Annotated in this window: 23 protein-coding genes and 5 tRNA genes; 13 read left to right on the forward strand and 15 right to left on the reverse strand. The window is 71.5% G+C overall.

Going from position 1 to position 24,630, the window contains the following annotated elements; genetic code table 11:
* Positions 1 to 14 precede the first annotated feature (14 nt).
* Together ACYVGT_RS12020 and ACYVGT_RS12025 are read left to right on the forward strand one after the other, a co-directional pair.
* On the forward strand, positions 15 to 926 hold the full coding sequence (locus ACYVGT_RS12020; protein WP_460857223.1) for a hypothetical protein: 912 nt from the start codon (positions 15 to 17) through the stop codon (positions 924 to 926).
* On the forward strand, positions 923 to 1,162 hold the full coding sequence (locus tag ACYVGT_RS12025; RefSeq protein ID WP_460857225.1) for a hypothetical protein: 240 nt from the start codon (positions 923 to 925) through the stop codon (positions 1,160 to 1,162). The genes ACYVGT_RS12020 and ACYVGT_RS12025 overlap by 4 nt, the downstream gene beginning before the upstream one ends.
* A 16-nt stretch (positions 1,163 to 1,178) precedes the next feature.
* Here ACYVGT_RS12025 and ACYVGT_RS12030 read toward each other — a convergent pair whose 3' ends face one another.
* From ACYVGT_RS12030 to thrS, 3 genes are all read right to left on the reverse strand, one after another.
* The gene (locus ACYVGT_RS12030) at positions 1,179 to 1,961 is read right to left on the reverse strand and encodes a class I SAM-dependent methyltransferase (RefSeq protein ID WP_460857227.1); all 783 of its coding nucleotides are present in this window, start codon (positions 1,959 to 1,961) and stop codon (positions 1,179 to 1,181) included.
* A 148-nt stretch (positions 1,962 to 2,109) separates the two neighbouring features.
* The gene (locus ACYVGT_RS12035) at positions 2,110 to 3,348 is read right to left on the reverse strand and encodes a phospholipase D-like domain-containing protein (protein WP_460857229.1); all 1,239 of its coding nucleotides are present in this window, start codon (positions 3,346 to 3,348) and stop codon (positions 2,110 to 2,112) included.
* A 139-nt stretch (positions 3,349 to 3,487) separates the two neighbouring features.
* Positions 3,488 to 5,464: a threonine--tRNA ligase gene (gene thrS, locus ACYVGT_RS12040; RefSeq protein ID WP_460857230.1), complete on the reverse strand. Its 1,977-nt coding sequence runs from the start codon at positions 5,462 to 5,464 to the stop codon at positions 3,488 to 3,490.
* A 288-nt stretch (positions 5,465 to 5,752) separates the two neighbouring features.
* On the opposite strand from thrS, the gene ACYVGT_RS12045 reads away from it, so the two are divergent.
* Positions 5,753 to 6,946, forward strand: coding sequence for an FAD-dependent monooxygenase (locus tag ACYVGT_RS12045; protein WP_460857231.1), 1,194 nt, complete (start codon positions 5,753 to 5,755; stop codon positions 6,944 to 6,946).
* Between the two features lie 267 nt (positions 6,947 to 7,213).
* Complete coding sequence (locus ACYVGT_RS12050; RefSeq protein WP_460857232.1) at positions 7,214 to 7,516, forward strand: PGPGW domain-containing protein; 303 nt, start codon at positions 7,214 to 7,216, stop codon at positions 7,514 to 7,516.
* Positions 7,517 to 7,754: 238 nt separating this feature from the next.
* Here the strand turns inward: ACYVGT_RS12050 and ACYVGT_RS12055 are convergent.
* Positions 7,755 to 7,828: transfer RNA gene (locus ACYVGT_RS12055), tRNA-Val, on the reverse strand.
* 436 nt (positions 7,829 to 8,264) lie between these two features.
* On the opposite strand from ACYVGT_RS12055, the gene ACYVGT_RS12060 reads away from it, so the two are divergent.
* Positions 8,265 to 8,684 carry an SsgA family sporulation/cell division regulator gene (locus ACYVGT_RS12060; RefSeq protein WP_460857235.1) on the forward strand — a complete coding sequence of 140 codons (420 nt, stop codon included), beginning with the start codon at positions 8,265 to 8,267 and terminating at the stop codon, positions 8,682 to 8,684.
* 335 nt (positions 8,685 to 9,019) lie between these two features.
* On the opposite strand, the gene ACYVGT_RS12065 is transcribed toward ACYVGT_RS12060, so the two are convergent.
* A complete protein-coding gene (locus ACYVGT_RS12065; protein ID WP_460857237.1) occupies positions 9,020 to 9,862 on the reverse strand; it encodes an aminotransferase class IV in 843 nt (280 codons plus the stop codon).
* Between the two features lie 514 nt (positions 9,863 to 10,376).
* Between ACYVGT_RS12065 and ACYVGT_RS12070 the strand changes: the two genes are divergently transcribed.
* The 5 genes from ACYVGT_RS12070 (at position 10,377) to ACYVGT_RS12090 (ending at position 11,487) form a co-directional block, all read left to right on the forward strand.
* Entirely contained in the window at positions 10,377 to 10,805 is a 429-nt protein-coding gene (locus ACYVGT_RS12070) for a roadblock/LC7 domain-containing protein (protein ID WP_460857239.1), read from the forward strand.
* 261 nt (positions 10,806 to 11,066) lie between these two features.
* Positions 11,067 to 11,139: transfer RNA gene (locus ACYVGT_RS12075), tRNA-Gly, on the forward strand.
* A gap of 83 nt (positions 11,140 to 11,222) precedes the next feature.
* Positions 11,223 to 11,295, forward strand: a tRNA-Gly gene (locus ACYVGT_RS12080).
* Between the two features lie 26 nt (positions 11,296 to 11,321).
* Positions 11,322 to 11,393, forward strand: a tRNA-Cys gene (locus tag ACYVGT_RS12085).
* Between the two features lie 17 nt (positions 11,394 to 11,410).
* Positions 11,411 to 11,487: transfer RNA gene (locus ACYVGT_RS12090), tRNA-Val, on the forward strand.
* 902 nt (positions 11,488 to 12,389) lie between these two features.
* On the opposite strand, the gene ACYVGT_RS12095 is transcribed toward ACYVGT_RS12090, so the two are convergent.
* Positions 12,390 to 13,031, reverse strand: coding sequence for a DUF4333 domain-containing protein (locus tag ACYVGT_RS12095; protein WP_460857241.1), 642 nt, complete (start codon positions 13,029 to 13,031; stop codon positions 12,390 to 12,392).
* A 203-nt stretch (positions 13,032 to 13,234) separates the two neighbouring features.
* Between ACYVGT_RS12095 and ACYVGT_RS12100 the strand changes: the two genes are divergently transcribed.
* Positions 13,235 to 13,612, forward strand: a complete 378-nt coding sequence (locus ACYVGT_RS12100) for a TraR/DksA family transcriptional regulator (RefSeq protein ID WP_460857243.1) — start codon at positions 13,235 to 13,237, stop codon at positions 13,610 to 13,612.
* An 85-nt stretch (positions 13,613 to 13,697) separates the two neighbouring features.
* Here the strand turns inward: ACYVGT_RS12100 and ACYVGT_RS12105 are convergent, their stop codons facing one another.
* The 6 genes from ACYVGT_RS12105 to ACYVGT_RS12130 all read right to left on the reverse strand — a co-directional run bounded on the left by ACYVGT_RS12105 (position 13,698) and on the right by ACYVGT_RS12130 (position 19,628).
* On the reverse strand, positions 13,698 to 14,261 hold the full coding sequence (locus tag ACYVGT_RS12105; RefSeq protein WP_460857245.1) for a TetR/AcrR family transcriptional regulator: 564 nt from the start codon (positions 14,259 to 14,261) through the stop codon (positions 13,698 to 13,700).
* Entirely contained in the window at positions 14,254 to 15,090 is an 837-nt protein-coding gene (locus tag ACYVGT_RS12110) for an alpha/beta fold hydrolase (protein WP_460857247.1), read from the reverse strand. Before ACYVGT_RS12110 ends, ACYVGT_RS12105 begins: the two co-directional genes overlap by 8 nt.
* A 154-nt stretch (positions 15,091 to 15,244) precedes the next feature.
* Positions 15,245 to 15,835 (reverse strand): class I SAM-dependent methyltransferase, encoded by a 591-nt coding sequence (locus ACYVGT_RS12115; RefSeq protein WP_460857249.1) that lies wholly within the window; start codon positions 15,833 to 15,835, stop codon positions 15,245 to 15,247.
* 90 nt (positions 15,836 to 15,925) lie between these two features.
* Positions 15,926 to 17,026, reverse strand: a complete 1,101-nt coding sequence (locus ACYVGT_RS12120; protein ID WP_460857251.1) for a cytochrome P450 — start codon at positions 17,024 to 17,026, stop codon at positions 15,926 to 15,928.
* Positions 17,008 to 18,348, reverse strand: coding sequence for a cytochrome P450 family protein (locus ACYVGT_RS12125; RefSeq protein WP_460857253.1), 1,341 nt, complete (start codon positions 18,346 to 18,348; stop codon positions 17,008 to 17,010). Before ACYVGT_RS12125 ends, ACYVGT_RS12120 begins: the two co-directional genes overlap by 19 nt.
* Before the next feature lie 416 nt (positions 18,349 to 18,764).
* On the reverse strand, positions 18,765 to 19,628 hold the full coding sequence (locus ACYVGT_RS12130) for an SDR family oxidoreductase (protein ID WP_460857256.1): 864 nt from the start codon (positions 19,626 to 19,628) through the stop codon (positions 18,765 to 18,767).
* A 111-nt stretch (positions 19,629 to 19,739) separates the two neighbouring features.
* Between ACYVGT_RS12130 and ACYVGT_RS12135 the strand changes: the two genes are divergently transcribed.
* On the forward strand, positions 19,740 to 20,336 hold the full coding sequence (locus tag ACYVGT_RS12135) for an acyl-CoA-like ligand-binding transcription factor (protein ID WP_460857259.1): 597 nt from the start codon (positions 19,740 to 19,742) through the stop codon (positions 20,334 to 20,336).
* Between the two features lie 128 nt (positions 20,337 to 20,464).
* On the opposite strand, the gene ACYVGT_RS12140 is transcribed toward ACYVGT_RS12135, so the two are convergent.
* The 3 genes from ACYVGT_RS12140 to ACYVGT_RS12150 all read right to left on the reverse strand — a co-directional run bounded on the left by ACYVGT_RS12140 (position 20,465) and on the right by ACYVGT_RS12150 (position 23,130).
* Positions 20,465 to 21,955, reverse strand: a complete 1,491-nt coding sequence (locus tag ACYVGT_RS12140; RefSeq protein WP_460857261.1) for a cation:proton antiporter domain-containing protein — start codon at positions 21,953 to 21,955, stop codon at positions 20,465 to 20,467.
* 174 nt (positions 21,956 to 22,129) lie between these two features.
* Entirely contained in the window at positions 22,130 to 22,612 is a 483-nt protein-coding gene (locus ACYVGT_RS12145; protein ID WP_460857263.1) for a MarR family winged helix-turn-helix transcriptional regulator, read from the reverse strand.
* A gap of 56 nt (positions 22,613 to 22,668) precedes the next feature.
* Complete coding sequence (locus ACYVGT_RS12150; protein ID WP_460857265.1) at positions 22,669 to 23,130, reverse strand: hypothetical protein; 462 nt, start codon at positions 23,128 to 23,130, stop codon at positions 22,669 to 22,671.
* 694 nt (positions 23,131 to 23,824) lie between these two features.
* Here ACYVGT_RS12150 and ACYVGT_RS12155 point away from each other — a divergent pair.
* Positions 23,825 to 24,628 (forward strand): AfsR/SARP family transcriptional regulator, encoded by an 804-nt coding sequence (locus ACYVGT_RS12155; RefSeq protein ID WP_460857267.1) that lies wholly within the window; start codon positions 23,825 to 23,827, stop codon positions 24,626 to 24,628.
* Positions 24,629 to 24,630 lie beyond the last annotated feature (2 nt).

Raw genomic sequence — 24,630 nt, forward strand, 5'->3', positions numbered from 1 at the left:
GCTAGCGTCACGCCATGCCATCGAACGCACACGAGGTGCCGATCGAGTTCTTCAAGAACCGGCCGAGCCTCGCCCCCCAGCTGCTGCAGGAGTCCTTCGGCTACGAGGTGCCGGAGGACACCACGGCCCTGCTCGCCTCGGAGTCGTGCACGGACGTGCAGCCCAGCGAGTTCCGCGCCGACGGGGTCATCGCCCTCGCCGACAAGGAGAACACCAACAAGCTGGCCGTGGTGCTGGAGGTCCAGCTCGGCACCGACGCCGGAAAGCGGTGGAGCTGGCCGGTCTACCTGGCCACCATCCGGGCCCGCCTGAAGTGCCCGACCGTGCTGGTCGTACTCTGCCCGGCCGCGGCCACGGCCCGCTGGGCCGCCGATCCGATCTGCACCGGCCACCCGGAGTGGGACCTGCGCCCCCTCGTCCTCGGCCCCGACACCGTCCCGGTCGTCACCTCCCCCGCCACCGCCAGGGAGGCCCCGGAACTCTCCGCCCTCTCGGCCATCGTCCACGGCGACCGGGACTTCTCCGTCCTCGACGCCTTCGCCGATGGCATCGGAGACCTGCCCGAAGACACCCTCCGCACTTACACTGGACTCGTGCTCGCCGGCCTCTCCGCGGCGACCGTCGAACGATGGGATGCCAAAGTGACCGACATCGACTTCGTCCACCGCAGCAAGTTCGCCCGCGCCCACGAAGCCATCGGCGAGGCCCGCGGGGAAGCGCGCGGCGAGGCCCGAGGGGAAGCGCGCGGCGAGGCCCGCGGCGAAGCCAAGGCACTCCTGCTCATGCTCAAAGCGCGCCGCATCACCGTCGACCCCGCATCACGCCGCCGCATCACCGACTGCACGGACTCGGCACAGCTCGAAGAGTGGATCCTCCGAGCGAGCACCGTCGAACACGCCGACGAACTCTTCGACGCACGCCCATGACAGACGTCCACCACGAGACCCGCAGCAAGTTCGCCCGCGCCCACGAAGCCATCGGCGAGGCCCGTGGAGAGGCGCGCGGCGAAGCCAAGGCACTCCTGCTCATGCTCAAAGCCCGCGGCATCACCATCGACCCGGACACACGCGACCGGATCGCCCACTGCACCGACATCGAACAGCTCGACCGGGGGATCATCCGCGCCGCAACCGTCCAGCACGCCCGCGAGATCTTCGGTTGACGCGTGCTGCCGCCGGCTACTCCGCGGTGATGCGGATCTTGGACTGGCCGTGCGGGAGTTCGTCCCAGTCGGCCATGAACCGGGCCTGCAGGCCGTGCTTCTCGGCGAGGGAGATGAGGGTCTCGGTGCGGTAGTAGAAGTCCTCGTTGAGGACCTGGTGCTCGCGCCCTTCGGTGCGGTCGAAGGTGAAGTCGAAGAAGCCGCCGGGGGCCAGGATGCGGCCGACGTGGGCGAACGCCTCGTCGATCACGGGCAGCGGCGAGTGCGAGAAGACGCTGTGGGCGTGCACCACGTCGAAGGAGTCCGCGGGCAGGAAGTCGAAGGTGAGGTCCTTCGTCAGCGTCAGGTGCGGCAGCTTCTGCTGCAGCTCCTGGTCGGTGAGCGTGCCCTTGGCCGCGATGAGGATGTCCGGGGAGATGTCGATGCCGTAGTAGTTGCCGGTGTGCAGGTAGTCGATGAAGCGCCAGCCGGCCCGCAGGTTGCCGCAGCCGATGTCGAGCATGCGGTGCTCCGGCTTGAGGCCGTGCTTGACCAGGTAGTCGAACTGCATCTGGCCCAGGGCCAGCCAGCGCTTGCGGCTGCCGCTGCCGACCGCCTGCTTGGGGTCGCGGGCGGTGTCGGAGGCCATCACGGCGCGGTAGTAGGACACGTGGTCGCGGTGCTGCAGCCGCAGCTTCAGGTCCCGGGCCGACCGCTTGAGGTAGGGCGCGATGCGGTCGGGGTGGGCCAGCGCATAGCGGACCTTGTGCACCAGTGAGGAGCGGTTCGCGTTCAGCGAGGCAGCGGTCTTCTTCGGCATCGGAAGGGCACTTTCCATTGCGTCGGTCGTGTCGCGAGCGTACTCTCCCCGCGGCACCGTCGGTAATCCGACGCCCGAGGAGTCCGCGGGGTTCGCCGATCCGACAGACCGCGCTGGCCCGCCCGACGCCCCGCCGACACCCCGCGCGCTAGAACAGCGGCCGCAGCGGCCCGATCACACGCTCGGTGAGCTTCGCCAGCAGCGGCCTCGCCCGCCACTCCGCCGCGCGGAGCTCCTGGGCGTTGCTGCTGTCGTTGGCGAACACCTCCTCCAGGTGGGCAGCCATCCCGTCGTCGAAGATCTCGACGTTGATCTCGTAGTTGCCGGTGAGGCTGAGCCGGTCCACATTGGCGGTGCCGACCGTCGACCAGCGGCCGTCGATCGTGGCGGTCTTGGCGTGCACCATGGCGTTGCGGAACCGCCACAGCGTCACTCCGCCCTGCAGCAGCACCGAGTACAGGCCGCGGGACATCCAGTCGGCGATGACGTGGTTGGACGCCTCGGGCACCAGGACGCGGACGTCCACCCCGCGGTGTGCGGCCGCAACCAGCGCGTCGACGATCTCGCGGTCGGGGATGAAGTACGCCTGCGTGATGTAGATGTGCTTGCGGGCGCGGTCGATCGCGTCGAGGTACATGCCGCGGATCGGGTAGACGAAGAGGTCCGGAACGTTGCGCTGGGCGCGGATCTCCGGCGTCCACGGTGCATCGCCGATCGGCGTGAGGCGGGGCTGGCCGGCGCGCCGGTGCCGGTTCCAGAACTCGCAGAAGGCGTTCTCCAGCTCCCACACCGCGGGCCCTGCCATGCCCAGGTGGGTGTCGCGCCACTCGGTGGCGTAGGAGCGGCCGACGTTGTACCCGCCGACGAAGCCGATCCGGCCGTCCACGGAGAGGATCTTGCGGTGGTCGCGGCCGAGCTTGCGCACGTCCAGCAGGAGCACACCGGGGTGCAGCACGGGATAGCGGAGCACGTCCACGGTGGGCGGGAAGCGGAAGAACGCCCGCGGCACCACGAGGTTGGCGAAGCCGTCGTAGACGACGTAGACCTCGACGCCGCGCTCAGCCGCCGCGATGAGCTCCCGTTTGAAGGCGCGGCCGGTCTGGTCGCCCTTGACGATGTAGGACTCGAAGAGGATCCGGGTGCGGGCGCCGCGGATCGCGTCCAGCATGTCGGCGTAGAGGTCCTCGCCGTAGGTGTAGGTGGTGACCAGGCTGTCCCCCACCGCGAGCTCCTTGGGCGGAGTCCGCGGGAACCGGGCGCGCTTGGGCCGCACCCGCTTGCGCCACAGGTCGATGCCGATGAGCCCGAGGATGGCGGCCAGTTGGGCCGAGCCCAGGGCGATCACCGCCCGCTTGACGGCGGTGAGGATGGTGGTTCTTCGTAGCATTCCGTCGTCTCCGGTCCGCCGGGGGCCCGACACCCGCCGGACGCCCACCACGCTACCGTTCGGGGGCCGCGGGGCCGCGCAGCACGACACGCCCGTGTCCCCGCCGGCCGGACGGGGCACGGGCGCGCCGGAGCAGCCCTCAGCGGTGTTCGCGCACCGCCTCGGTGATCTCGCGGACCGCCTCATCGATCGGGACGCCGTTCTTCTGCGAACCGTCGCGGTAGCGGAACGAGACGGCGCCCTTGCCGGCGTCGTCGTCCCCCGCCAGCAGCATGAACGGCACCTTCTGCTTCTGCGCGGTGCGGATCTTCTTCTGCATGCGCTCGTCGCCGGCGTCGACCTCGGCGCGGATGCCCTGGGCGCGCAGCCGGTCCGCGACCTCCTGCAGGTAGGGCGCGTGCTCGTCGGCGATGGGGATGCCGACGGCCTGCACCGGGGCGAGCCAGGCCGGGAAGGCGCCGGCGTAGTGCTCCAGCAGCACCGCGAAGAACCGCTCGATGGAGCCGAAGAGCGCCCGGTGGATCACGACCGGCCGCTGGCGGGTGCCGTCCGCGGCGGTGTAGGTGAGGTCGAAGCGCTCCGGCATGTTGAAGTCCACCTGGATGGTGGACATCTGCCAGGTGCGCCCGATGGCGTCCCGGGCCTGCACGGAGATCTTGGGCCCGTAGAAGGCCGCACCGCCGGGGTCCATGACCAGGTCGAGGCCCTGCTTCTCGGCGGCCTGGCGCAGGATGGCGGTGGACTCCTCCCAGACCTCGTCGGTGCCGACGTACTTCTCCGGGTCCTTGGTGGACAGCTCCAGGTAGAAGTCGTCCAGGCCGTAGTCGCGGAGCAGGTCCAGCACGAAGGTCAGCAGCGAGTCGAGCTCGTCCGCCATCTGCTCGCGGGTGCAGTAGATGTGCGAGTCGTCCTGGGTGAAGCCGCGGGCGCGGGTCAGGCCGTGCACCACTCCGGACTTCTCGTACCGGTAGACCGTGCCGAACTCGAACAGGCGCATCGGCAGCTCCCGGTAGGAGCGTCCGCGTGCGTCGTAGATCAGGTGGTGCATCGGGCAGTTCATCGGCTTGAGGTAGTAGTCCACCCCGCCGTCGAGCTGCATGGGCGGGTACATGCCGTCGGCGTACCAGTCGAGGTGGCCGGACTTCTCGAACAGCTTGGCCTTGGTGGCGTGCGGCGTGTAGACGAACTCGTAGCCGGCCTGCTCGTGGCGCTTGCGCGAGTAGTCCTCCATCTCCCGGCGGACGACGCCGCCCTTGGGGTGGAAGACGGCGAGGCCGGAGCCGATCTCCTCGGGGATGGAGAACAGGTCGAGCTCGGCGCCGAGCCGCCGGTGGTCGCGCTTCTCGGCCTCCTCGAGGAAGGCGAGGTAGGACTTGAGCGCGTCCTTGGACTCCCAGGCGGTGCCGTAGATCCGCTGCAGCTGCGGGTTGGTCTCCTTGCCGCGCCAGTAGGCGGCGGCGCTGCGCATCAGCGTGAACGCCGGGACGGCCTTGGTGGTCGGCAGGTGCGGGCCGCGGCAGAGGTCCTTCCAGCAGAGCTCGCCGGTGCGCGGGTGCAGGTTGTCGTAGATGGTCAGGCCGCCGTCGCCGACCTCGACCGAGGCGCCCTCCGCGGCCTCGCCGCCCTGGCCGCCCTTGAGCTCGATCAGCTCCAGCTTGTAGGGCTCGGTGGCGAGCTCGGCCCGGGCCCCCTCATCGGTGACGTCGCGCCGCTCGAAGCGCTGGCCCTGCTTGACGATCTGCTGCATCCGCTTCTCGATCGCCTTGAGGTCGGCTGGGGTGAACGGCTCGGCGACGTCGAAGTCGTAGTAGAAGCCGTTCTCGACGGGCGGGCCGATGCCGAGCTTGGCCTCGGGGTAGAGCTCCTGGACGGCCTGGGCCAGGATGTGCGCGGTCGAGTGGCGCAGGATGGCGCGCCCCTCTTCGGAGCCCACCTCGATGGGCTCGACGGCGTCGCCGTCGGCCAGTTCACGGGCCAGGTCGCGCGGCTCACCGTTGACGCGCGCGGCGATCACCGTGCGGCCGTCGGCTTCCAGCGCCTGTCCCGCCGTCGTGCCGGCCGCCACCGCACGCTCGGTTCCGGCGAGGGTGATCTGCAGCTCGGGCTGGGCGGACACGGGGACTCCTCATCGCTTCGGGATCGTCTGCGGGGTGCGCACGGAAGACGGCGCAGGCGGGCCGTATTCCGGCGCCGCCTGCCCCGATGCTATCGGCTGGGCGGTCCGCGCCGCCCGTTTGCGGCGCAGCCCGCCCGGCCCGGCGCGGGTCCCTCCCCCGCGGGCGGCCGAGGGTCGGCCGGGCGCCGCCCAGGCCGCCGGCGCCGCGGGTAGATACGCGGGCGCGGCGCGGGTATGCAGACGGCTGAACGGACGTCTCAGCCGCGGCAGCGGCACGGGGGGCAGCGCGTGCGCATCGTGATCGTCGGAGCCGGCATCGCCGGACTCACTGCAGCGGCGGCGCTGGCCAGAGCGGGCCGCGCGTGCGTCCTCGTCGACCAGGCGCCGTATCCGGACACGATCGCATCGGGGGTTCGACTCGGCCCCAATTCCACGCGGCTGCTGACCGGCATCGGCCTGCGCCGGGAGCTGGCTGCGGCATCGGTGCGGCCGGAGGAGCGCGACGTCCGCGACGGCGCCAGCGGCCGGCTGCTGCACCGCACCCGGCTCGGCGCGGCAGCCGCGGAGCGGTTCGGGGCCCCCGAGCTCACCCTGCTCCGCCCCCGCCTGCACGCGCTGCTGCGGGAGGCCGTGCCGCGCTCGGCGGTCCAGCAGGGCCGCTATGTCACCGACATCCTGGAGAACAGCGACGAGGTGGAGGTGCGCTGCTCCGACGGGCACGTGCTGCACGGCGACGTGGTGGTCGCCGCCGACGGCGTCCATTCACTGCTGCGGCCGCTGCTCCGCAGCGCGGAAGCGCGCCCCCTCGACCTCGCGGTCTACCGCGGTGTGGTGCCCGCACCGGCGGTTGCCGCAGCAGCGGCTGGTCCGCCGCGGATCAGCGTGTGGCTCGGGCCGGGCGGGACCGCCACCGTGCAGCCCGCAGCGGACGGGGCGGCCGCGGTCTCGGCGACCCTGCTGCCGCCGGGTGCGCCGGCGGACCGGTGGAGCGCGGACGGGCGCGCCGCCGAGCTGTACGGCCGGCTGAGCGGCTGGCATCCGGACCTGCTCTCGGTGGTGCAGCGGGTCGAGCAGGTCGGCCGCTGGGACCTGAGCGAGCGGCCGGCGGTGGAGGCGTGGACCGGTGGCCGCGTCGTCCTGATCGGCGACGCCGCCCACCCGATGCTGCCGCACATTTCGCGCGGCGTGGACCAGGCGGTCGAGGACGGCGCGGTCCTGGCGCAGTTCCTGCTCCGCGCCGACGCGCTCAGCGCGGGCCGCGCCCTCTCGGCCTTCTCCCGCGCCCGCGCTGAGCGCGTGCGGCGCGTGCAGGGCCTGGGGTTCGACACCCTCCCGGCCGCGGCCCCCGGCACGGGCCTCTCCCCGGAGGAGCGGGCCCGCCGGCTCTGCGCCATCGAGGAGGCCGCAGCGGAGTGGATCCACCCGTTCGACGCGGCCGCCGACGCGGCGCGCCGGATCACGGCACTGCGGGCACACCGCTGAACACGGCGCAGAGCAGGGGCGCAGCGGCGGCACGGACGCCCGATCGGCAACGTCAGCGTTTCGGACCGTATACCCGACCTTGATGCGACCGATATCCTGTCGGGCATGACTCAGGCCCCACCCACCGGTCTTGACGCACCGGATCCGGAGCCGGGCAGCGGTCCCGAGGTCCCCACGGACGCGGCGGCACCGCGACAGAGGGCCGGCCCGCGCGGGCGCCGCGCCTGGCGCCGGACGCGCGTCCGCATGCGGCTGTGGCGGCGCGCCATGCATGCCCACCCCGTCCTGCACGCGACCTGGCGGACCGCGGTGGCCGTCGTCGGCGGAGCGGTGCTGACGGCCGGCCTGATCATGAGCATCACGCCCGGTCCGGGCATTGCGGCGATCATCCTCGGCCTGGCCATCCTGTCGACCGAGTTCGGCTGGGCGCACGGCCTGCTGCGGCGGGCCCGCACCTACGCGGTCAAGGGCAAGGAGAAGGCCCTGGCGATCGAGCGGCAGCGCCGGGAGCGCCGGGCCGCCCGCCGCGAACGGCGCCGGCAGCGCAGCGGATATCGGCCCGGCTCTTAACTACGGGTGACCGGGGGCAGCGCCGGCGACTGAAAGCGGCCACCGGGGGCTGCACTGTTGCGCAGTTCACGGGGGTCTGTCCGAACCGGATCGCACGGGCGCACGTCGGAGTGGTCGCAGGGGGTGAGCAGCGGCCGCACAGCGCAGCGGGGCGGAGGACCGGACCGCGACTGCGGACTGGCCGAATCCCCATGAAAAAAGGCCGACTCCGCAGAACGAAGCCGACCTGAAACCAGGGTGGGCGATACTGGACTCGAACCAGTGACCTCGTCGGTGTGAACGACGCGCTCTAGCCAACTGAGCTAATCGCCCTGGTGTCTCCCGCTCTCCCGGCGGGGCGAACATGTAGAACTCTAGCGCATCCGGCGGGGTGCTCGCGCAACCCGCGCCCCCGGCGGTCCGGCGAGGTGTGTGACTGAGGTCTCACCAAGGACGCGGTCGCCTCGTTCAGGATCGCGCAAAACGTGAATCCCCTTCAGTAAAGGGGATGTGAACGACGGCCGACGAGCGGGTCACCGGGCTGCCCCAAGCTGGGTGACGCGGGACACATATGAACCGGAAATTACTGGTTTCCGCAGCTCATTACAGTGACGAAGGATCGGTGAGACTCCGCTTGGGCGCAGCTTGGCGATCCCTTAGCGAAAAGTCCCGCGAGCACGCGTCATGGAAAGCGGCCCACCGCCGTGGAGCGGGTGAGACGGCAGCGATCCTTGCCCCGCGGGGCCGGACGAGAAAAGGTTTGGCGAACATGAACAGCAGCGGCACCACGGCCAGCGCCGAGCTCGGCCTGCAGCTCCTGGTCCCGGAGCGTACGTCGGTCCCCCTCGTCGCGCGGATCGACTACACCGCCGATGACCCGTACGCGATCAAGGTGGCCTTCCACACCGGCGAGGACGAGCCGGTCGAATGGATCTTCGCCCGCGAACTCCTGACCGTCGGCATCGTGCGCCCGGTCGGCGAGGGCGACGTCCAGGTCTGGCCCGCCAAGGACGGCGACGAGCGCACCGTCAACATCGCACTGTCCTCGCCGTTCGGCCACGCGGAGTTCGACGCTCCCGTCGCGCCGCTGGCGGAGTTCCTGCACCGCACCTACGAGATCGTGCCGGCGGGCGAAGAGGGCGGCCACGTCGACCTCGACGCCGAGATCGAGCGCCACCTCTACTCCTGAACCGCCGCGGCGGCGCGCCCCCGGAAGCAACGGGAGCGCCTCCGGTCGCGCATGCCCCGGCCCCAGCAGAGTGATCGCACATGTACTGAAAGTGGTTTACCCGGCGCAGAGCAGAGCAAAACAGCGCGAACCGAAGATTCCCTGAAAAGTACGGCGAGCCCTCTGCCACCACCGCGTAAGCCGTCTCTGCGGCGAAAACGGCGGTGCTGCGCCCCAGTCCGGGGCGCAGCACCGCCGTTTTCGCTGTTCCGTCCGTGCCGCCGGCGCCGCACGCGCGGCGTGCCGGACGCGGCAGGCGCGGCACCGCCTTCAGGAGGCCGGCCGGGCGCTGCCGGTCACGGGTCGAGGTCGGAGGCGGAGCGCTCGGCAAAGACCTCCATGGCCTTCCGGGTGACCGGTCCGGGAACGGCCGGAACGGCGCGGCCGTCGACCGAGCGGATCGGCTGCACGTCGCGCCCCGTCGAGGTGAGGAACACTTCGGACGCCTCGTCCAGCGCCGACATCGGCACCGCGGCCTCCTCCCCGCCGGCCCACTCCAGCACCAGCTCCCGGGTGATCCCCGCGAGCGGGCCGGACTCCAGCTCCGGGGTCAGCAGCCGCCCGCCGACCACCGCGAAGATGTTGCTTCCGGTGCCCTCGCACAGGTCGCCGCGGGTGTTGGCGAAGACGGCCTCGTCCGCGCCGCGCGCCTTGGCGAAGGCGAGGGCGCGGACGTTGTCGGCATAGGACGTCGTCTTGAGTCCGGTCAGCGCCCCGTTCTCATTGCGCGTCCAGGGCACGACCGCGACCGCGGACGACGGCGCGGACGGGGTGAACGGCGCGAGCGCCACCAGGTAGGTGGCCTCGGCGGAGTCCCGGTCGGAGCTGAGCGGCCCCGGGCCGCCGGTCACGGTGATCCGGATCCGGCTGGGGCCGATGTCGGGGTTGGCGTCGACCGCCGCCCGCACACCGTCCGCGATCAGGTCCAGGTCGGGCTCCGGCAGGCCGAGCCCCACCGCTGAGCGGCCCAGCCGGCGCAGATGGCGGGAGAGCGCGAACGGCTGTCCGCCGATGCCCTTCACCGTCTCGAAGACGCCGTCGCCCACGGTGATCCCGTGGTCCAGCGCGGGAATCCGCGCCTCCTGGGAATCGACGACTTCGCCGCGGCCGTGCCCGGCCCCCGCGATCCACACGCGCATCGCTCTCACCTCAGACGTTCATCGGCGGTCATTGGCCACACCGCCGGTCGGGACCGATCCTGCCACGCGCATCCGGCGGGGCGGCGGCCCGGCCGTCCTGCGGCGCCGAGCGTGACGAGAAGCACTCGGCGAAGGCGCTCGCAGAGCAGACGCGGCGGCGGGGTGCGCGGCGGGGGGCGCTGCGGCGCGTTCGCGACACGGCCCCGCCCGGCCTCGACGGCCCGTCCCAGCAGCCCGCGTTTCAGCCCATCGGGGCGGAACCCACGCAATACCCGTGTCCGGCATCGGCCGCAGGGAAGGGCCCCACCTGCCGGGCCGGGTCCGTCACTGCTGGCAGTTCCGCCATGACCGGAGGCCGGCCGGGCCCCGCAGACCCGGGTCCCTCGGCGGAATCCGGACGGCACGGGTTACGAATGGCTATCATCTGGGCAACGCTTACGGGGATTGCTCCCGCGGATCCCCGCTACATGCCCGGGAGCCGGCCCCGCCCCACCGACGACAGATCTAGAGAGTCATGACCATACGGAGCACCGCCCCCGGCGAACTGAGCTGGCTGCTAGACGACCTGCTCACGCGGGCCCAGGGCACCCGGCACGCGATCGTGCTGTCCACCGACGGCCTGCTGATGGCCTCCTCCAGCGGGCTGGAACGGCCCGCGGCCGAATCCCTCTCGGCCATCGCGTCCGGGCTGCACAGCCTTGCGGGCGGAGCGAGCCGCCAGTTCAGCGCCGGCAGCATCCGGCAGAGCATCATCGAGATGGACGGGGCATTCCTGTTCGTTGCCGCGGCCGGCGAGGGCGCGTGTATGGCGCTGCTCTCCGACACCGACAGCGACGTCGGCCTGATCGCCTATGAGATGAACAAGGTGATCCAGCGGGTCGGCCAGTACCTTTCGGCGCCGCCGCGCCCCGACGTCCCCGTCTCCACGTCCACCGAGGGCTGACGCGAACCCGCTGCGCCCGCCAGGCGCGGACAGCGGAAACGGGGCCGGACTGCGGGGCTTGCCTGCGGGCCCGGGCGCCTTCCCGTGCACGGGAGGTCCCCGGGCCGGCGCGGCGCTGCCCGGCGCCGCTTCCGGCGGATCCGGAGGTCCGCGGGCAGCCCGAGCGGGAATCGTTTCGCACTCACGCCGAAATTCCGCTAGAGTTCAGGCATCGCAGCGGACACGGCGGACCCCACCGGGCGGCCGGAAGTCCACTGAGATGCGGACGTGGCTCAGCTGGTAGAGCATCACCTTGCCAAGGTGAGGGTCGCGGGTTCGAATCCCGTCGTCCGCTCGAGGCCGCTTCGGCGGCCCGCCGCACCGGATCCCTGGGGAACCGGTGCACCCCTGGATCCCGGAGCAGCGCTCCGGTATCACGCGGACGTGGCTCAGCTGGTAGAGCATCACCTTGCCAAGGTGAGGGTCGCGGGTTCGAATCCCGTCGTCCGCTCGGAGATCAGGCGGCTTCTGGCCCGCGGCGGAGTGGCCGAGTGGCTTAGGCAAGGGACTGCAAATCCCTGTACACGGGTTCGATTCCCGTCTCCGCCTCGCATTCCCACTTACCCGGGCGGTTAGCTCAGTTGGTTAGAGCGCTACCTTGACACGGTAGAGGTCACAGGTTCGAATCCTGTATCGCCCACCAGTTTCCCTGCAGGTCAGAGGGTTATCTGACGATAACGACGAAGATGACTATCCCGCCTTGGGAGATCATCTTCTTAGCGGGATCCTCCGGGATCCCGCTCTCCGCGGTAGTGCTCTTCACACCCTGGCACCAAAGCCAAGCTCCTGACGGGTGAGCCTTGCCTACTCCCCCACCACCGGGTTCTCCAGCACGCTGAGCACACGCCACTCCATCTCCCGTGTGACGCGTTTATAGACCCGATCCACCCTTCATCCGGTCCCCCCAACCAGGCAGCATGCGCAACTCCGGGGCCCCGCGTGCGCGGGGAGCACGCACAGCGCCGCAACACCCCCGACCCAGCCGAGGGGCCATCCCCGCGCGCGCGGGGAGCACTCAAGTACAACTACCCGGACGCCGGGTACACCGGGACCATCCCCGCGTGCGCGGGGAGCACTCGGCGTGACTGAGCACTGCGGTGGCGAGGCCGGGACCATCCCCGCGTGCGCGGGGAGCACTGATCGCCATCGCCCAGCGCCAGGTGCGTCCGGGGACCATCCCCGCGTGCGCGGGGAGCACACTGGATGACCTGCTCCTTTATGAGCGGCAGAGGCCGTTTTCATTCACTTCTAGAAAAAACGGCACAACACCCATAACGAACATTCGACTCAACGGTTCCCGAAACGGCGGCGCTTGGATGCCTTGCTCCAACGGAAGCTACACGTTCTTCGGGAGCACCCGAGCGGACCCCGCGGCGGGGCGGCGGTCCCGGGTCCGGCGGGTAACCGCGACCAGCCAGCGCCGAACCGCTGGGGGAGCTCGCCGGTAGGTGCCCGTTCCTGGGGCCGAGCGGGCCTGCCCGGAAGCACCGCGGCCATGCCCGCGCCCCGCCTCTCCCGCTTCCGGGGGCGAGTGGTGAACCAGTGCTACAGGGGCTGGTCGTCGACCTTGATGTCCCAGCTGACGTCGTCCCCGTTGACCTCGGTCACGGTGATGGTCACGCCGTAGAGGGTCCCGTCGCCCTGGAAGTTGCAGCGGATCTCGGTGCCGACCTCCGCGCGCAGGCCCTGGGAGCAGGAGAAGTCCTCCGGAGTCTGGCCGACCTCGGCTTCCAGTGCGGCCGCAGACTGCTCCGCGACGTCTTCGGCGGCCACCACGCCCTCGGTCGCCGTGCCGGTGTTGCCCCCGGGGGCGGGCTCGCCCGCTTCCTCGGCGCCGCCGCCGGCCGCACTGTCCCCAGCCGGCTCGTCGTCGACCTCGATGTCCCAGTTGACGTCCTGTCCGGCCACCTCGGTCACCGTGATGGTCACGCCCATAGTGTCGCCGCCGCTGGCGAGCTCGCAGCGGATCTCGGCCCCGACTTCGGCCGGAAGGTCGTCGGCGCAGGTGAAATCGTCCGGGGTCTGGCCGACCTGCTCGGCCAGCATCGCGCTGGAGCGCTCGGCAACCTGATCGGCGTCGACCGCGCCGGAGCCGCCGAAACTGAAGGAGCAGCCGGCGGCGAAGAAGAGCGGCAGCACCCCCAGAGCCGTTCCGGTGGTGATTCGGTGACCTCGGGTCTGCCGCATTGCGGGCTCCTCACAGCGTTGAGTGGGCTACGTCCAACAGACCCGCCCGCCCGGCAGCGCGTTCCCCATCTGCACGTTTCGCGATGATTCCGTATCCTTACGGCGACCTTGCCGCTTTTGCCCGCATCGCTCCCGGATCCGGAACGCGCAGTGGGATTCCAGCGCGGAATCCCCGGCACTCGGGCGGCGTTGGAGGTCGCACGATGAACTATGCGGCGGAGTTGTCCGGGGCCGGGCGGCGCGCGGCGGAACAGCGGATCCGCCGGGCCCGCGCTGAGGCCGAAGCGCTGGCAGAGACGCTGCAGCGCGAGTGGAACGGCGTCGTCGACGCGGCCGCGTCTGCGGCCAACGACGACGAGCACGACCCCGAGGGCCCGGGGATCGCCTATGAGCGCGAGCGGGTCGCGGCACTGCGCGCCCATGTGCGGTCCGAGCTCGCCGCCCTCGATCTGGCCGCCGAACGGCTGCGCGCGGGCACGTACACGACCTGCGAGGTCTGCGGCGGCCCCATCGCCGCGGCGCGCCTCGAAGCGCGCCCCACCGCCCGGACCTGCATCGGCTGCGCGTCGTCCGCCCGGTAGGAGCGCCGCCGCCAGTGATCTGCCCGGCGCCGGCTGCGGTCCGAAGAGCGGTCCGGAGAGCGGTGCGGACCGGCCGGGCCGGAGGTCAGAGGGAGCGCAGGCCGCGGTCGGTGAAGGCGATCAGCCATTCGAAGCTCGCGTCGACGTCGGTACTCCACTGGAAGCCGCGCTGCCCCTCCAGGGTGGCGAAGCCGTGGAAGAGGCTGCGGAGCAGGCGCAGGGCGTGGTCGCGGTCGTCCGGGCCGACGCCGTAGCCGCGCAGGATCGCGGTGAACGTGTCGAGCCAGCGCAGGCTCGGCGCGGCGAGCGGGTCGTCGGGGCCCTCGGGCTCCCGGCCGATGGTGGCCGCATACCGGCCGGGGTGCTCCACGGCGAAGGCGCGGAAGGCGTGCGCTGCGGCGGCCAGCGCGTCGCGGCCCGCACGGCCCTGGATGGCGGCGCCCATGGCGTCGGCCGCCTGGCCCATCGCCAAGGCGGCGATGCCGCGCAGCAGCTCGTCCTGCCCGGCGACGTGCTTGTACAGCGACGGCGCGCGCACGCCCAGCCGCTGCGCGAGCCGTCCCATGGTGAGGCCGGCCAGGCCCGTCTCGTCGGCCAGATCCGCGCCCGCCGCCACCACGGCTGCGGTGTCCAGTCCCGCCCTAGGCACCGGGGACCTCCGCGCGGAGGAAGCCGAGCAGGACTGCGGCGACCTGCTCGGGGAACTGGTCGTGCGGGTAGTGCCCGGCGCCCTCGACCAGTTCGAGGCGGCCGAGGCCGTCCGGCAGCGCAGCCACGACCGCGGCGCCCTCGGCGGCCGGGTCGGCCCAGTCCGGGTCGAGTGTGCCCATGATGACCAGGACCGGGGAGCGGACGCCGCCCAGGCGCGCGCCGGCGTCGGCGGGCGCGGTGGCGCCCATGCCCTTGAGCGCGGCCATCCGGCCGGGTTCGCGCAGCAGCGCGCCGATGCGGTCGAGGCGCTCGGCCCAGTCGGCCGGCTTGGGGCCGGGGTAGGCGGCCTCCAGGTAGGACTGCCACATCCGCACGCTGCCCAGGCCGACTGCGCCGAGCAGGCGGACCATGCCGCGCCGGACGCGCGCCGACTTCAGCGCGCCGAGCCCCACCGACTGCGCCCGGGTGAACGGTGCGATCTCCACGACCGCGGTGACCAGGTCGGGCGATTCGGCGGCGGCGATGGTGGCCGCTCCGCCGGAGATGGAGTGGCCGACCAGGACGGCCGGCCCGCCCAGGTGGCGGATGACGGCGAGCAGGTCGCCGGCGATGGCGGTGCGGCTCCAGTCGGTCCAGCCGGTGCTGGATTCGCCCGCGCCGCGCAGGTCGACCGCCGCGACCCGGTAGCCGGCCCGGACCAGGTCCGGGGTGAGCGCCCGGTAGGCGGCGCGGTGGTCGCCCATGCCGTGGGCGAGGACGATGAGCGGCCCTTCGCCCTGCACCTCATAGGCGATGGTCCCGCCGTCGACGGCGAGGAATTCGGTCATGGCAGCCTCCATGGCTAATCTCTATAGCTTTAAGCTAATGTTGTTAGCCAATGGCGTCAAGCCCGGTCCGGGAAGCCGACCCTGCAGCACTGCTGTGCACTGTGCACGCCTCCGGCCGCCCGCAGGCGCGGCCCCGGGCACGCCGGCCCGGCGGTCAGCCGGCGGGGTACTGGAACCGGTACCACTGCGGCGCGGTGCGGTCCATCGGCCAGCCCATGCCCTCGGTGCTGGCCGCTTCGGTGCGGGTGAGCTCCCAGTCCGGGAAGCCGGCGGCCACCTCCTCCGGCGATGCCCCCTCGACCATCCGGCGGTATTTGGAGTCGCCGAAGGCGAGCAGGAGGAGGACGGCTCCCGGCTCGGCGAGGGCGGTCACACCGCGCCCTTCGGCCGTGCGCTGCTCCGGACCGAGTCCCTGGAAGCAGCCGCAGTCGAGGAAGAGGGAGAAGGAGCCCAGCCCTTCCGACTCCAGCCGGGTCACGTCGGCCACGCGGAAGTCGGCTCCGCCGGCCGACTCCGCCTCGCTCACCGCCTGCGGCACGGCGTCGATCCCGACGGCGTCCCAGCCGCGCCGGGCGAGTTCGCGGGTGAACCGCCCGCGCCCGCAGCCCAGGTCGAGCGCCCGGCCGGCCGGCGGCTGCTCCCCCGCCTCGCGGTCGAGCAGCCGCCCGAACTGCGCCAGAGCCACCGGCCCGTACCGCTCCCACGGCGTGTATCCGAGCCGGTACATCCATCCGTATTTGCCCATGCCCCCAACCTAAGCGCGCCCGGCCGGGGCGCCCCGCCGCCCCGGGAAACGCGGGGCCGGCGGGGCGCCCGGACCGGGCGCGCGGTGGAGCTAGGGAGCGAGCCGCACGGGGAGGCTGGCCGGGCGGCGGATCATGAAGCTGGGGAGGGCCGGGATGTCGCCGGCGACCTCCATCTCCGGGAAGCGCCCGAAGAGCCCGGAGAGGGCGGTCTCCAGCTCCACCCGGGCGAGGTGGACGCCGAGGCAGTAGTGGGCGCCGTGGCCGAAGGCGAGGTGGCCCTTGGGGTTGCGGGTGAGGTCGAAGTCCTCGGGGTCGGACCAGCGCTCCGGGTCCAGGGCGGCCGCGGTGTAGCCGAGCAGGATGCCGGCGCCCCGGGGCAGGGGCGTGCCGCAGAGGTCGACCTCGCGGGTGGTGAAGAGGATCGGCAGGGTGGCCACTGAGCTGTACCGGCGCAGGCACTCCTCGACCGCCTGGGGCCACGGCACCTCGCCCGAGGTCGCGAGCGCGCGCTGGCCGGGATGGGACAGCAGGGCGCCGGCGGCGTTGAGGAGGGCCCCGAGCGTGGTGTCGAAGCCGGCGACGATGAGGAGATAGCAGGTGTCGACGGCATCGCGCCGGGAGATGCTGCCGTCCCGCTGCGCGTCGGCGAGCAGGGAGACCAGGTCGTCGCCCGACCCGGCGGGGCGGGCGTCGATGATGGCGCCCATGTACTCGCGCGCCTCGTCGTGCACGCCCGGATCGCTCAGCGCGAAGGCGCGGGTGGTGATGTCGGTGAAGCGGTCCGCGTGCGTGCCGTCCAGGCCGAAGAGGTCGAGGAAGACCTCCACCGTGAGCGACCAGGCGAAGTCGAGCAGATCGGCCTCGGGGCCGCTGGCCGCCATCTCCTCCAGCAGCCGGTCCGTGATCGCCTCGATCTGCCCGCGCCGCCGCTTGGCCGCGGCAGGGGTGAAGGCCGGCCGCAGCAGGCGGCGGATCTCCTCGTGCTCGGTGCCGTTGATCGCCAGCAGGCTGCGCAGGTCGGCGACGAGCGCAACCAGCGGATGGCTGCGGTCGACCGCGCCCTCCTGCAGCGCGGGCCAGTTCTCCCCGCCGCGCAGGAAGGTGCCGGAGGTGTCGCCGAGCACGGTGCGCAGGGCATCGTCGCCGCAGGCGGCGTAGAGCTCCAGGCCGGCTAGATCAACCTCAGCCACTTGGCCAGCCGCTCGAAGGCGCCGGGTGTTCTCTTCGGGGTCGTCGAGGGTGAGTCGGATGCGCTCGGCTGTTTGGGGGACGGACTCCACTGCTCCTCCTGTGCTGGGTCGGGCGGAGAGAGGGGGCGGACGGGGGTGAACTCGACCGGGAGCGCGCTCTGCCCGGCGATCACCGGGGAGGCGCGGCGCTCCACCTCGACCTGGCGCAGGCGCAGATCGGGCAGGCGGCGCTGCAGCCTCTCCACGCCGGTCTGCGCGGTCGACAGGGCGATGTTCCGGGCGAGCTGGGGGCAGCCGTGCGGCCCCATGCCGAAGACGGCGTAGGAGCGGTTGGAGGCCGGCATCTCCGTGGTGCGCAGCAGGTGGCGCTGGGCCGCGCCGAAGCCCATGACCAGGCAGTCGCCGCGGCGCAGCTGGTAGCCGCCCACCGTGGTGCCCTCCTCGGTGGGGAACCGGCCGACCAGCGTCTCCAGCGGCGGGTGGTGCCACAGGCCGTGGTTGAGCGTCTCGCTAATCAGCCAGGTGGACCCCACCATCTGCAGCCGCGCCGAGCCCAGCAGCCCGGACAGGGTGTTGGCGATGGCGTAGGCGATCGGGTCGTGCGCCGCGGCCATGATCAGCATCAGCTGGTCGCAGATCTCCTCGTCGTCCAGCCCGCGCTGGGCCATGCCGCTGGTGATGTCGTGCCCGGGGGCCCGGCGGCAGCGCACGGAGTGGTCGTTGAGGATGTCCCGCAGTTCGCGGTGTGCGTGCCCGGCGTCGGACTGGCCGTCCCAGAGCCGCTGCATGGCCATGCCGACCCGGATGCCGGTGCGCTGGTCCATCCCGAACAGCCGGCAGAGCACCAGCAGCGGCAGCACGCTGGCGTACTCGGCGACCAGGTCGGCCTCGCCGCGGGTGCAGAACCAGTCGATGACGGTGTCGGCGGTCTCGGTGACTTCGCGGCTGACCCGGCTCAGCGTCACTTCTTCCAGCGCGCCGGTCAGGGCCGAGCGCAGCCGCACGTGCTCGGCGCCGTCCACGCTCAGCGCGTTCCGGCGCGGCGGGTAGAGCGCCTTGAGCGGACTGGCGTCCGGGATGGTGCCGTCCCAGAAGTCCCGCCACGCCCTCGGGTCGCGGGCGAACCTCCGCTCGTCCTTGAGGACCTCGTGCAGGACGCTCATGCTGATCATGAGCCACCCGCTGACGCCCTTCTCCATCTCGACGGGGATGAGCCCGCGCCGGAAGTGCTCCTCGTCCAAGCCGTCCACGAAGGTGGGGAGGTCGAGGTCGGGGTCGTCAAGGCGCAGCAGTGGCGGCGGAACCGGGTTAAGGGAAGTCACGCGGTCACTTTCACAGGGGGCGAGTGTGATCCGTGGGAATGGCCGAGACTTCCAGGAGAGGGCACACGGGGTCAACGGCGCCCGCTCAGCCACGCCGCCGAAGCGGACCAAAACCACGGGCCTGCCCGCCCGGGCTGCGCTCCGCCGCCCCGCGCCCCCGTCCGAGGTAGGGCGGGTGCGGTTCGGTCGCGTGCTCGCGCTGGGGCACATGTGACGGGAGTGCAGTCACGCCGTGAATCAACCTGAAACGGGGCGGAACGCCCCCTGATTCTCCGCGTTTTCGCCGGGAGGAATGCTGGATCAGTGAAGACCGAAAAAGCGGCGCCCTGGCCGATTCCCGGCACGGGGCGCCACACTCGCCGGTAGCGCGGCCGGACACCCCGTCCCCTCGCTGCGGGGGCGGGGCGGATCCGCCGCTACTCCTGCGCCGCAGCGAAGAGCTCGTGGAGGGCGGCCCTGGTCTCCTGCTCCAGCGCAGTGGCGGGCGGCATCGCGCCCACGAGGGCATCGGCGCGCTCGCGGATCCGCTCTTCGAGGAGCCGGTCGGTGATGACGTAGGGGCGGCCGCCGCGGACGGCGTCCAGGACCTGGCGCCCCACGGCCTCCGGGGGCAGCCCGAAGCGGTCGAAGAAGTCGAGGATGCGCCGGGTGCGCTCGGGGTCCGGGTCGGCGGCACCGTCGGGCTCGGCGCTGTTGGCGGCGATGCGGGTCTGCACGAAGCTGGGGCACACGACCGTGACACCGATCCCGGCTGCTGCCAGCGACGGCTGCACCGCCAGCGACTCGGACAGGCCCACCACGCCGTACTTGGAGGCGGAGTAGGAGAGGTCGGTGTTGCCGATCAGCCCCGCCCCGGAGGCCACGTTGACGATGTGCCCGCCGGAGCCGCGCTCCAGCAGGCGGGGCAGCACGGTCTGCACGCCGTTCACGGTGCCGCCGAGGTTGATGCCGATGACCCGGTCCCATACCTCGTAGGACATCTCGGCGGGCGGCAGCATGCGGGTAATGCCGGCGTTGTTCACCAGCACCCCGACGGGGCCGAGCCGCTCCTCTGCCTCGTCCACGGCGCGGGCGAAGGCCTCGCGGTCGCGCACGTCGAGCTCGATCGCCGCGGCCTCGGTACGGGCGCCGAGGTCTGCTGCGGCCTCGCCGAGCGCGTCGCGGGACAGGTCGGCCACAGCCACTCGCGCCCCCGCATCGGCGAACGCCCGGGCGATCCCCAGGCCGATACCGCGCGCTCCCCCCGTGATGAACACCGTCCTGCCGTCGATGTCGGTCATTGCGGTCTCCTCTCGTCCGGGGACGCGGAGGCGCGGCCCCTGGAGACCAAATTTACAGTCGCTGTCTTTTGAAAGCCACTGTCAATAAGAAGTGACTGCTAGATTGGCCCCATGGGCGAGGTGAACGGGTTGCGGGAGCGCAAAAGGGACCGGGCGATGCGGCGCATCCGGGAGGTGGCGCTGGAGCTCTTCGAGGAGGAGGGGTTCGATGCGGTCACCGTGGAGCGCATCGCCCAAGCGGCCGAAGTGTCGCCGAGCTCGGTCTACCGCTACTTCCAGACGAAGGAGGGGATCGTGCTGTGGAACCCGAACCGCGACGCCGCGCTGGGGCGCCTGTTCGCCGCCGAGTACGCCGGCCTCCCCCTGCTGGAGACGCTCCGCCGCGGCCTGGCCGCCTACTTCGCCGACCCCGGGGTGTGGAGCGAGGGCCCGGAGCGCCGCCGCGTCCGGCTGCTGCTGTCGGTGCCCTCGGTACAGGCGGCGGCGGTCCGCCGCCTCACCGAGGCCGTGGACAGCCTCGCCGAGCAGATTGCGGCGCGCGGCGGCGATGCGGCCGAGCCGTTCCGCACCCGCATCGCCGCCGGAGCCCTGCTGGGCGGGGTGCTCTCCGCCGTTCGCGTGTGGCAGGAGGAGGGCGGCACCGAACCGCTGCCCGCCCTGCTCGACCGCACCCTCGCAACGCTCGAACAGGGCTTCGACGCGGTGTGACGGCAAATCCCGGGCTCTGGACGCTCCCGGGTGGCGCCGCACTCGCGCCTGCGAGCGGCCGGCTCTGCCGGCCGCCACCCGGCCGGACCGGGCAGACCGCGCACGAAGCCGGCAGGGGGAGCGCGCGGTCAGCCGCCCGGATCACGGTTGGGGCGCTGCACCACCGCCACACCGACCTCCGGCGGGGGCCCGTCCGGGGAGGGAGGCACAGCTTCGTCCGCCCCGTCCTCGGACGCGCTGCCGCCGGCCTCCCGTCCACTCCCCCGGTGCGGCCGGACCACTGTGAGCAGGGGCCCGGTGGCGAACGTGGTGATCAGCGCGCCAGCGGTGAGGACCGCGAGGAGGCGTCCGTCGATGATGCCCGTGTCGTAGCCGACCTGAAGCACGACGAGCTCGGTCAGTCCCCGGGAGTTCAGCAGGACTCCGATGGTTGCCGCGTCCCGCCAGGAGACACCGGTGAAGCGGGCGCACAGGCCCGCGCCGACGATCTTGGTTGCGGCGGCCACTGCGACGAGCAGGGCGAGCACCGCGAGCGAACCGTCGCGGAACCCGAGGCCGGTCAGATCGACGCTGAACCCGAAGCCCACGAAGAAGAAGGGGAGCAGGAAGGTGCAGGCGCCGGAGGCCGCCTCCGCCGCCTTCCGGGCAACCGGGTGGCGGCGGGGCCAGGCGACACCGACGACCAGCGCCCCGATGAGCTGGTGAACACCGAGTGCACTGGTCAGGGCGGCGGCCCCGAGCACGCATATCGCCAGTATCGCCAGCGTCGCCGTAGTGCCCCGCCCGCCCGCCGGCGCGGGCGCGCCGTCCCCGGCATAGCGCTCCAGCCGTGCGCGCAGCGGGCCGAGGACGACGGCGATGATCGCAGCCGCCGCTGCTGTGGTGCCGAGAACGCCGAGCACACCCGTGCCCTGCGCCACCGCGATGATGATCCCGAGCAGGATCCAGCTTCCGCAGTCGCCCACGGCCGCGGCGAAAAGGCTGAGGCGGCCGGGCAGCGACCCGCTGAGGCCGGTCTCGGAGATAATCCGCGCCAGCACCGGGAAGGCGGTGATGCTCAGGGCACACCCGATGTAGAAGACGAAGACGCCCGGGTGCACGCCCGCCGGCATGTACCGGTCGACCAGCAGAAGAGCCGTTGCGGCCCCGGCCGCCAGGGGAATCATGAGGGACGCCTGGCTGATGGCGAGGGATCGGCCGACAGCACCGCGCAACCGCATTCCGCCGAGCTCCCTGCCCACCCCGAACATGAAGAGGACGAGCCCGACCTGGGCCACGCCCGTCATGAGCGGAAGCACAGACTCGGGGAAGAGCACGGCGGAGACCCCCGGTGCGACCGCGCCGAGCAATGACGGGCCCAGGACGATTCCCGCGGCGATCTCGCCGAGGACTCGGGGCTGGCCGATGGCGTCGGCAATCCGGCCCGCGCCAAAGCAGCACGCGAGGACCACAGCAGCGCTGAGGAAGAACCGGCCGAGGGCATCGCCTTCGTAGTCATCCGCGCCCGCCGCCGCAGCCGCAGATTCGAGCCCGGTGACCCGTTCTGCGACTAGCGCGAGCACCACGATCGGAAGCAGGAGGAGCGCAGCGGTAAGGATCCGCCGCCGATGTCTTTGCATGGACGACCGCCTTTGTCGCGGGGGGCACGTTCGGTCTCGGTGGCGGGACGGCCCGACGCGAGCACAGCGGCCGTCTGGGAACGCGACCACGCGTACCCTCCGGTAGCGCGGGCACCCCGTGCGATGCAGGGGGGCGGCATCGCACGGGGACCCACAGCGGCAGAGCGGCGGGGATCAGCTCACTTCGGCGGCCCAGAATTCCAGGCCGGCGGCGAACCCCTTCAACTCCTCTGGGCTCAAGTGCGCCAGCACCCGCAGGAGCGGCGCGGCCCGGTTGGCGACGAACCGCTCCATCAGAGGCCGGTATGCGTCGGCAAGGGAGACGAGGACACGCCGACGATCGCTCGGATCACGCCGGCGCTCTGTGAGCCCGACCCACGTCAGATCCGCTACCAGCTCGCTGGTGGTCGACAGGTGCACGTTCAGGCGCTCCGACAGGCTTCCCACGGTGATCTCCCCGCCGCTGACCAGCTGGACCAGCACCGCTCCGTGCCTCCCGGCGAGGTGGTGGCGGCGGAAGAGGTCCCGAAGCTCGTCGGGCATGTCCTCGTGGGCGCGGCGGTAGTAGTTCTCCAGCAGCGGCACGAAGCGGAGGACCCCCTCGGCCAGGGACGGGTCGGGGACCCCCAGGTCGCGAGCGGTGTCACCATCATCCATGCTGGGGATCGTAATTCATTCGGGTCCCCGAACTGGCGCGCGGCTCTAGGCCTCAGTCACAAGGGCTTGCAGATGATGGGCAGGGCCGCCATTCCGCTGGCCTTGAGCCGCGCGCGGACGAAGCGGTGAAAACTCGGCCGCAGCAGCTGCTTGACAAGGAAAGGAGCGGCACCCCCTGGCAGGCGCGCGTAGTTGACGAACGGGAACCGCGCGTCATCGACCGCCTGCAGTGGAGTGGAGTTGTCGATGCCGGTCTTGGCGGTGTACCAGCCCGCCACGCTCTTCCAGGTGCGCACTGCAGAGTCGCCGTCAGGGGCGCGGAAGTGGTTGAACAGGTACAGGCCGGACGACGGGTCCTCAGTGTCGCCGATACGCGCCGGGTTCACCGCCGCCATCACCATATCGGCCCCGATCTCCTGGAACGGGGCAGACGACTGGACGTAGGAGATCGTACTCGGCGAGGAGGTCTCCACGAGCATCAGCACGTCAAACCGCGGCAGCCCCTTCAATGGCGGCATGAGAACAGCCTCGAACACCCGGGCGCGGACCACTTCGGGCCCTTCTTCCAGGCGCCTGGCAAGCTTTCGGCAGTGCTCCAGCGCATCATCGCGCTCGGCGCTGCGGCGCACCAGGGGCACGTGCGGCGGAGCCACCGAAATCCCGGCATACAAGTATCCCGAGGTTGATGGGTCTCGGAATCGCGGCCTCGGGTATCGCTCTTCGGCCGATGCCATCGACTCACCTCCAACAATTTACAGGCCAACACTTCGCGTCTCCAAATATATACCCGACTGCCTGATTCGAGGAACCCCTCGCACGCCTCCCCGTCCTGGCCTCCACTGAAAGTGCAGCCCGGTTCGAGCAGGGCCGGCCGGCCCCCCGCCACCGGCGGCCGACTCAGGGCCCACCGGAAGCAGCCGCCCCCTCCCCTTCCTGTCGGCCGCGGGCGTACTCCGCCGCCGCGTCCGCACGGAGCTGCCGCACCAGTGGGCCGATCGGCGCAGGAGCAGCCCGCCCCCGCCGCGGACGGCGCCGCTGACCAGGCCCGGCGCCCGCGCACCGGGGCAAGCCGGACCGGGATAGGGGGTGCCGCAGCACTCAGGGGTGGGCACTCTCGCCAACACTCGGGGGCCTTAGGGGCTGACGCAGACCGCGGCTTCCGGAAGAATCACCTTTCGTGGAATCAGGGGCAATCCAACGGTGGGATCATCTATGAAATTTCGCGCCCTCGGCCCGCTGGAAATCTCCGCGGGCGATTGCATCACACCAACCGCCGCCAAGCCTCGGCAGGTAATCTCCCTGCTTATGCTGCGAGAAGGGTCCCTCGTCCTCCCTGAAGAGTTCATCGACGAACTCTGGGGATCCGCTCCACCGAAAAGCGCATCCACGACACTTCAGACCTATGTTTACCATCTGCGCAAAATATTCGATAGAAAAGGTTTCCAGGACATACTGAGCACACATCCGCGCGGATACAGACTCGAAACCGACGGGCACTGGCTGGACATCCGGGAATTCGAGCGCGCATTCCGGGCTGGGCGCTCGGCGCTGGAGGCCGGCGACGTGCAGGCGGCGTCCCAGCGGTTGCAAGAGGCCGTCGACCTCTGGCGCGGCCCTCCGCTCGCCGACGTCGAACAGGGCAAGCTGCTGTACACGTACACGACCCGGCTGCGCGAGCTGCGGCTCCGCGCGCTCGAACTCCGGATCGAGGCCGACCTCCAGATCGGACGGCACCGGGAGGTCTCCAGCGAACTGAAGTCTCTCGTGCTGGCCAACCCCCTCGACGAGCACATCCACGGCCTCCTCATGATCGCGCTCTACGGCTCGGGCCGGAGGCATGAAGCACTGGAGCGGTTCCGGATGCTGCATCGGAACATGGTCGAGGAGCTCGGCATCGACCCTGGACACGAGCTCAAGCATCTCCACCAGGAAATGCTCTCCGGGCGCTGCCCGGAGACAGCGGCCCTGCTCCCCGAACGCCGGGGACGCGTCGGCCCGATACGGGCGGCGGGGTAAGT

It is taken from the genome of Nocardiopsis coralliicola, from assembly GCF_054779695.1.

Coding starts and splice junctions, on each gene's coding strand:
- ACYVGT_RS12070 (WP_460857239.1), top strand. CDS start 10,377: ATGACCATACGGAGCACCGCCCCCGGCGAACTGAGCTGGCTGCTAGAC.
- ACYVGT_RS12135 (WP_460857259.1), top strand. CDS start 19,740: ATGGGCGAGGTGAACGGGTTGCGGGAGCGCAAAAGGGACCGGGCGATG.
- ACYVGT_RS12145 (WP_460857263.1), bottom strand. CDS start 22,612: ATGGATGATGGTGACACCGCTCGCGACCTGGGGGTCCCCGACCCGTCC.
- ACYVGT_RS12050 (WP_460857232.1), top strand. CDS start 7,214: ATGCATGCCCACCCCGTCCTGCACGCGACCTGGCGGACCGCGGTGGCC.
- ACYVGT_RS12140 (WP_460857261.1), bottom strand. CDS start 21,955: ATGCAAAGACATCGGCGGCGGATCCTTACCGCTGCGCTCCTCCTGCTT.
- ACYVGT_RS12020 (WP_460857223.1), top strand. CDS start 15: ATGCCATCGAACGCACACGAGGTGCCGATCGAGTTCTTCAAGAACCGG.
- ACYVGT_RS12095 (WP_460857241.1), bottom strand. CDS start 13,031: ATGCGGCAGACCCGAGGTCACCGAATCACCACCGGAACGGCTCTGGGG.
- ACYVGT_RS12100 (WP_460857243.1), top strand. CDS start 13,235: ATGAACTATGCGGCGGAGTTGTCCGGGGCCGGGCGGCGCGCGGCGGAA.
- ACYVGT_RS12150 (WP_460857265.1), bottom strand. CDS start 23,130: ATGCCGCCATTGAAGGGGCTGCCGCGGTTTGACGTGCTGATGCTCGTG.
- ACYVGT_RS12110 (WP_460857247.1), bottom strand. CDS start 15,090: ATGACCGAATTCCTCGCCGTCGACGGCGGGACCATCGCCTATGAGGTG.
- ACYVGT_RS12030 (WP_460857227.1), bottom strand. CDS start 1,961: ATGCCGAAGAAGACCGCTGCCTCGCTGAACGCGAACCGCTCCTCACTG.
- ACYVGT_RS12115 (WP_460857249.1), bottom strand. CDS start 15,835: ATGGGCAAATACGGATGGATGTACCGGCTCGGATACACGCCGTGGGAG.
- ACYVGT_RS12130 (WP_460857256.1), bottom strand. CDS start 19,628: ATGACCGACATCGACGGCAGGACGGTGTTCATCACGGGGGGAGCGCGC.
- ACYVGT_RS12060 (WP_460857235.1), top strand. CDS start 8,265: ATGAACAGCAGCGGCACCACGGCCAGCGCCGAGCTCGGCCTGCAGCTC.
- ACYVGT_RS12065 (WP_460857237.1), bottom strand. CDS start 9,862: ATGCGCGTGTGGATCGCGGGGGCCGGGCACGGCCGCGGCGAAGTCGTC.
- ACYVGT_RS12025 (WP_460857225.1), top strand. CDS start 923: ATGACAGACGTCCACCACGAGACCCGCAGCAAGTTCGCCCGCGCCCAC.
- ACYVGT_RS12035 (WP_460857229.1), bottom strand. CDS start 3,348: ATGCTACGAAGAACCACCATCCTCACCGCCGTCAAGCGGGCGGTGATC.
- ACYVGT_RS12155 (WP_460857267.1), top strand. CDS start 23,825: ATGAAATTTCGCGCCCTCGGCCCGCTGGAAATCTCCGCGGGCGATTGC.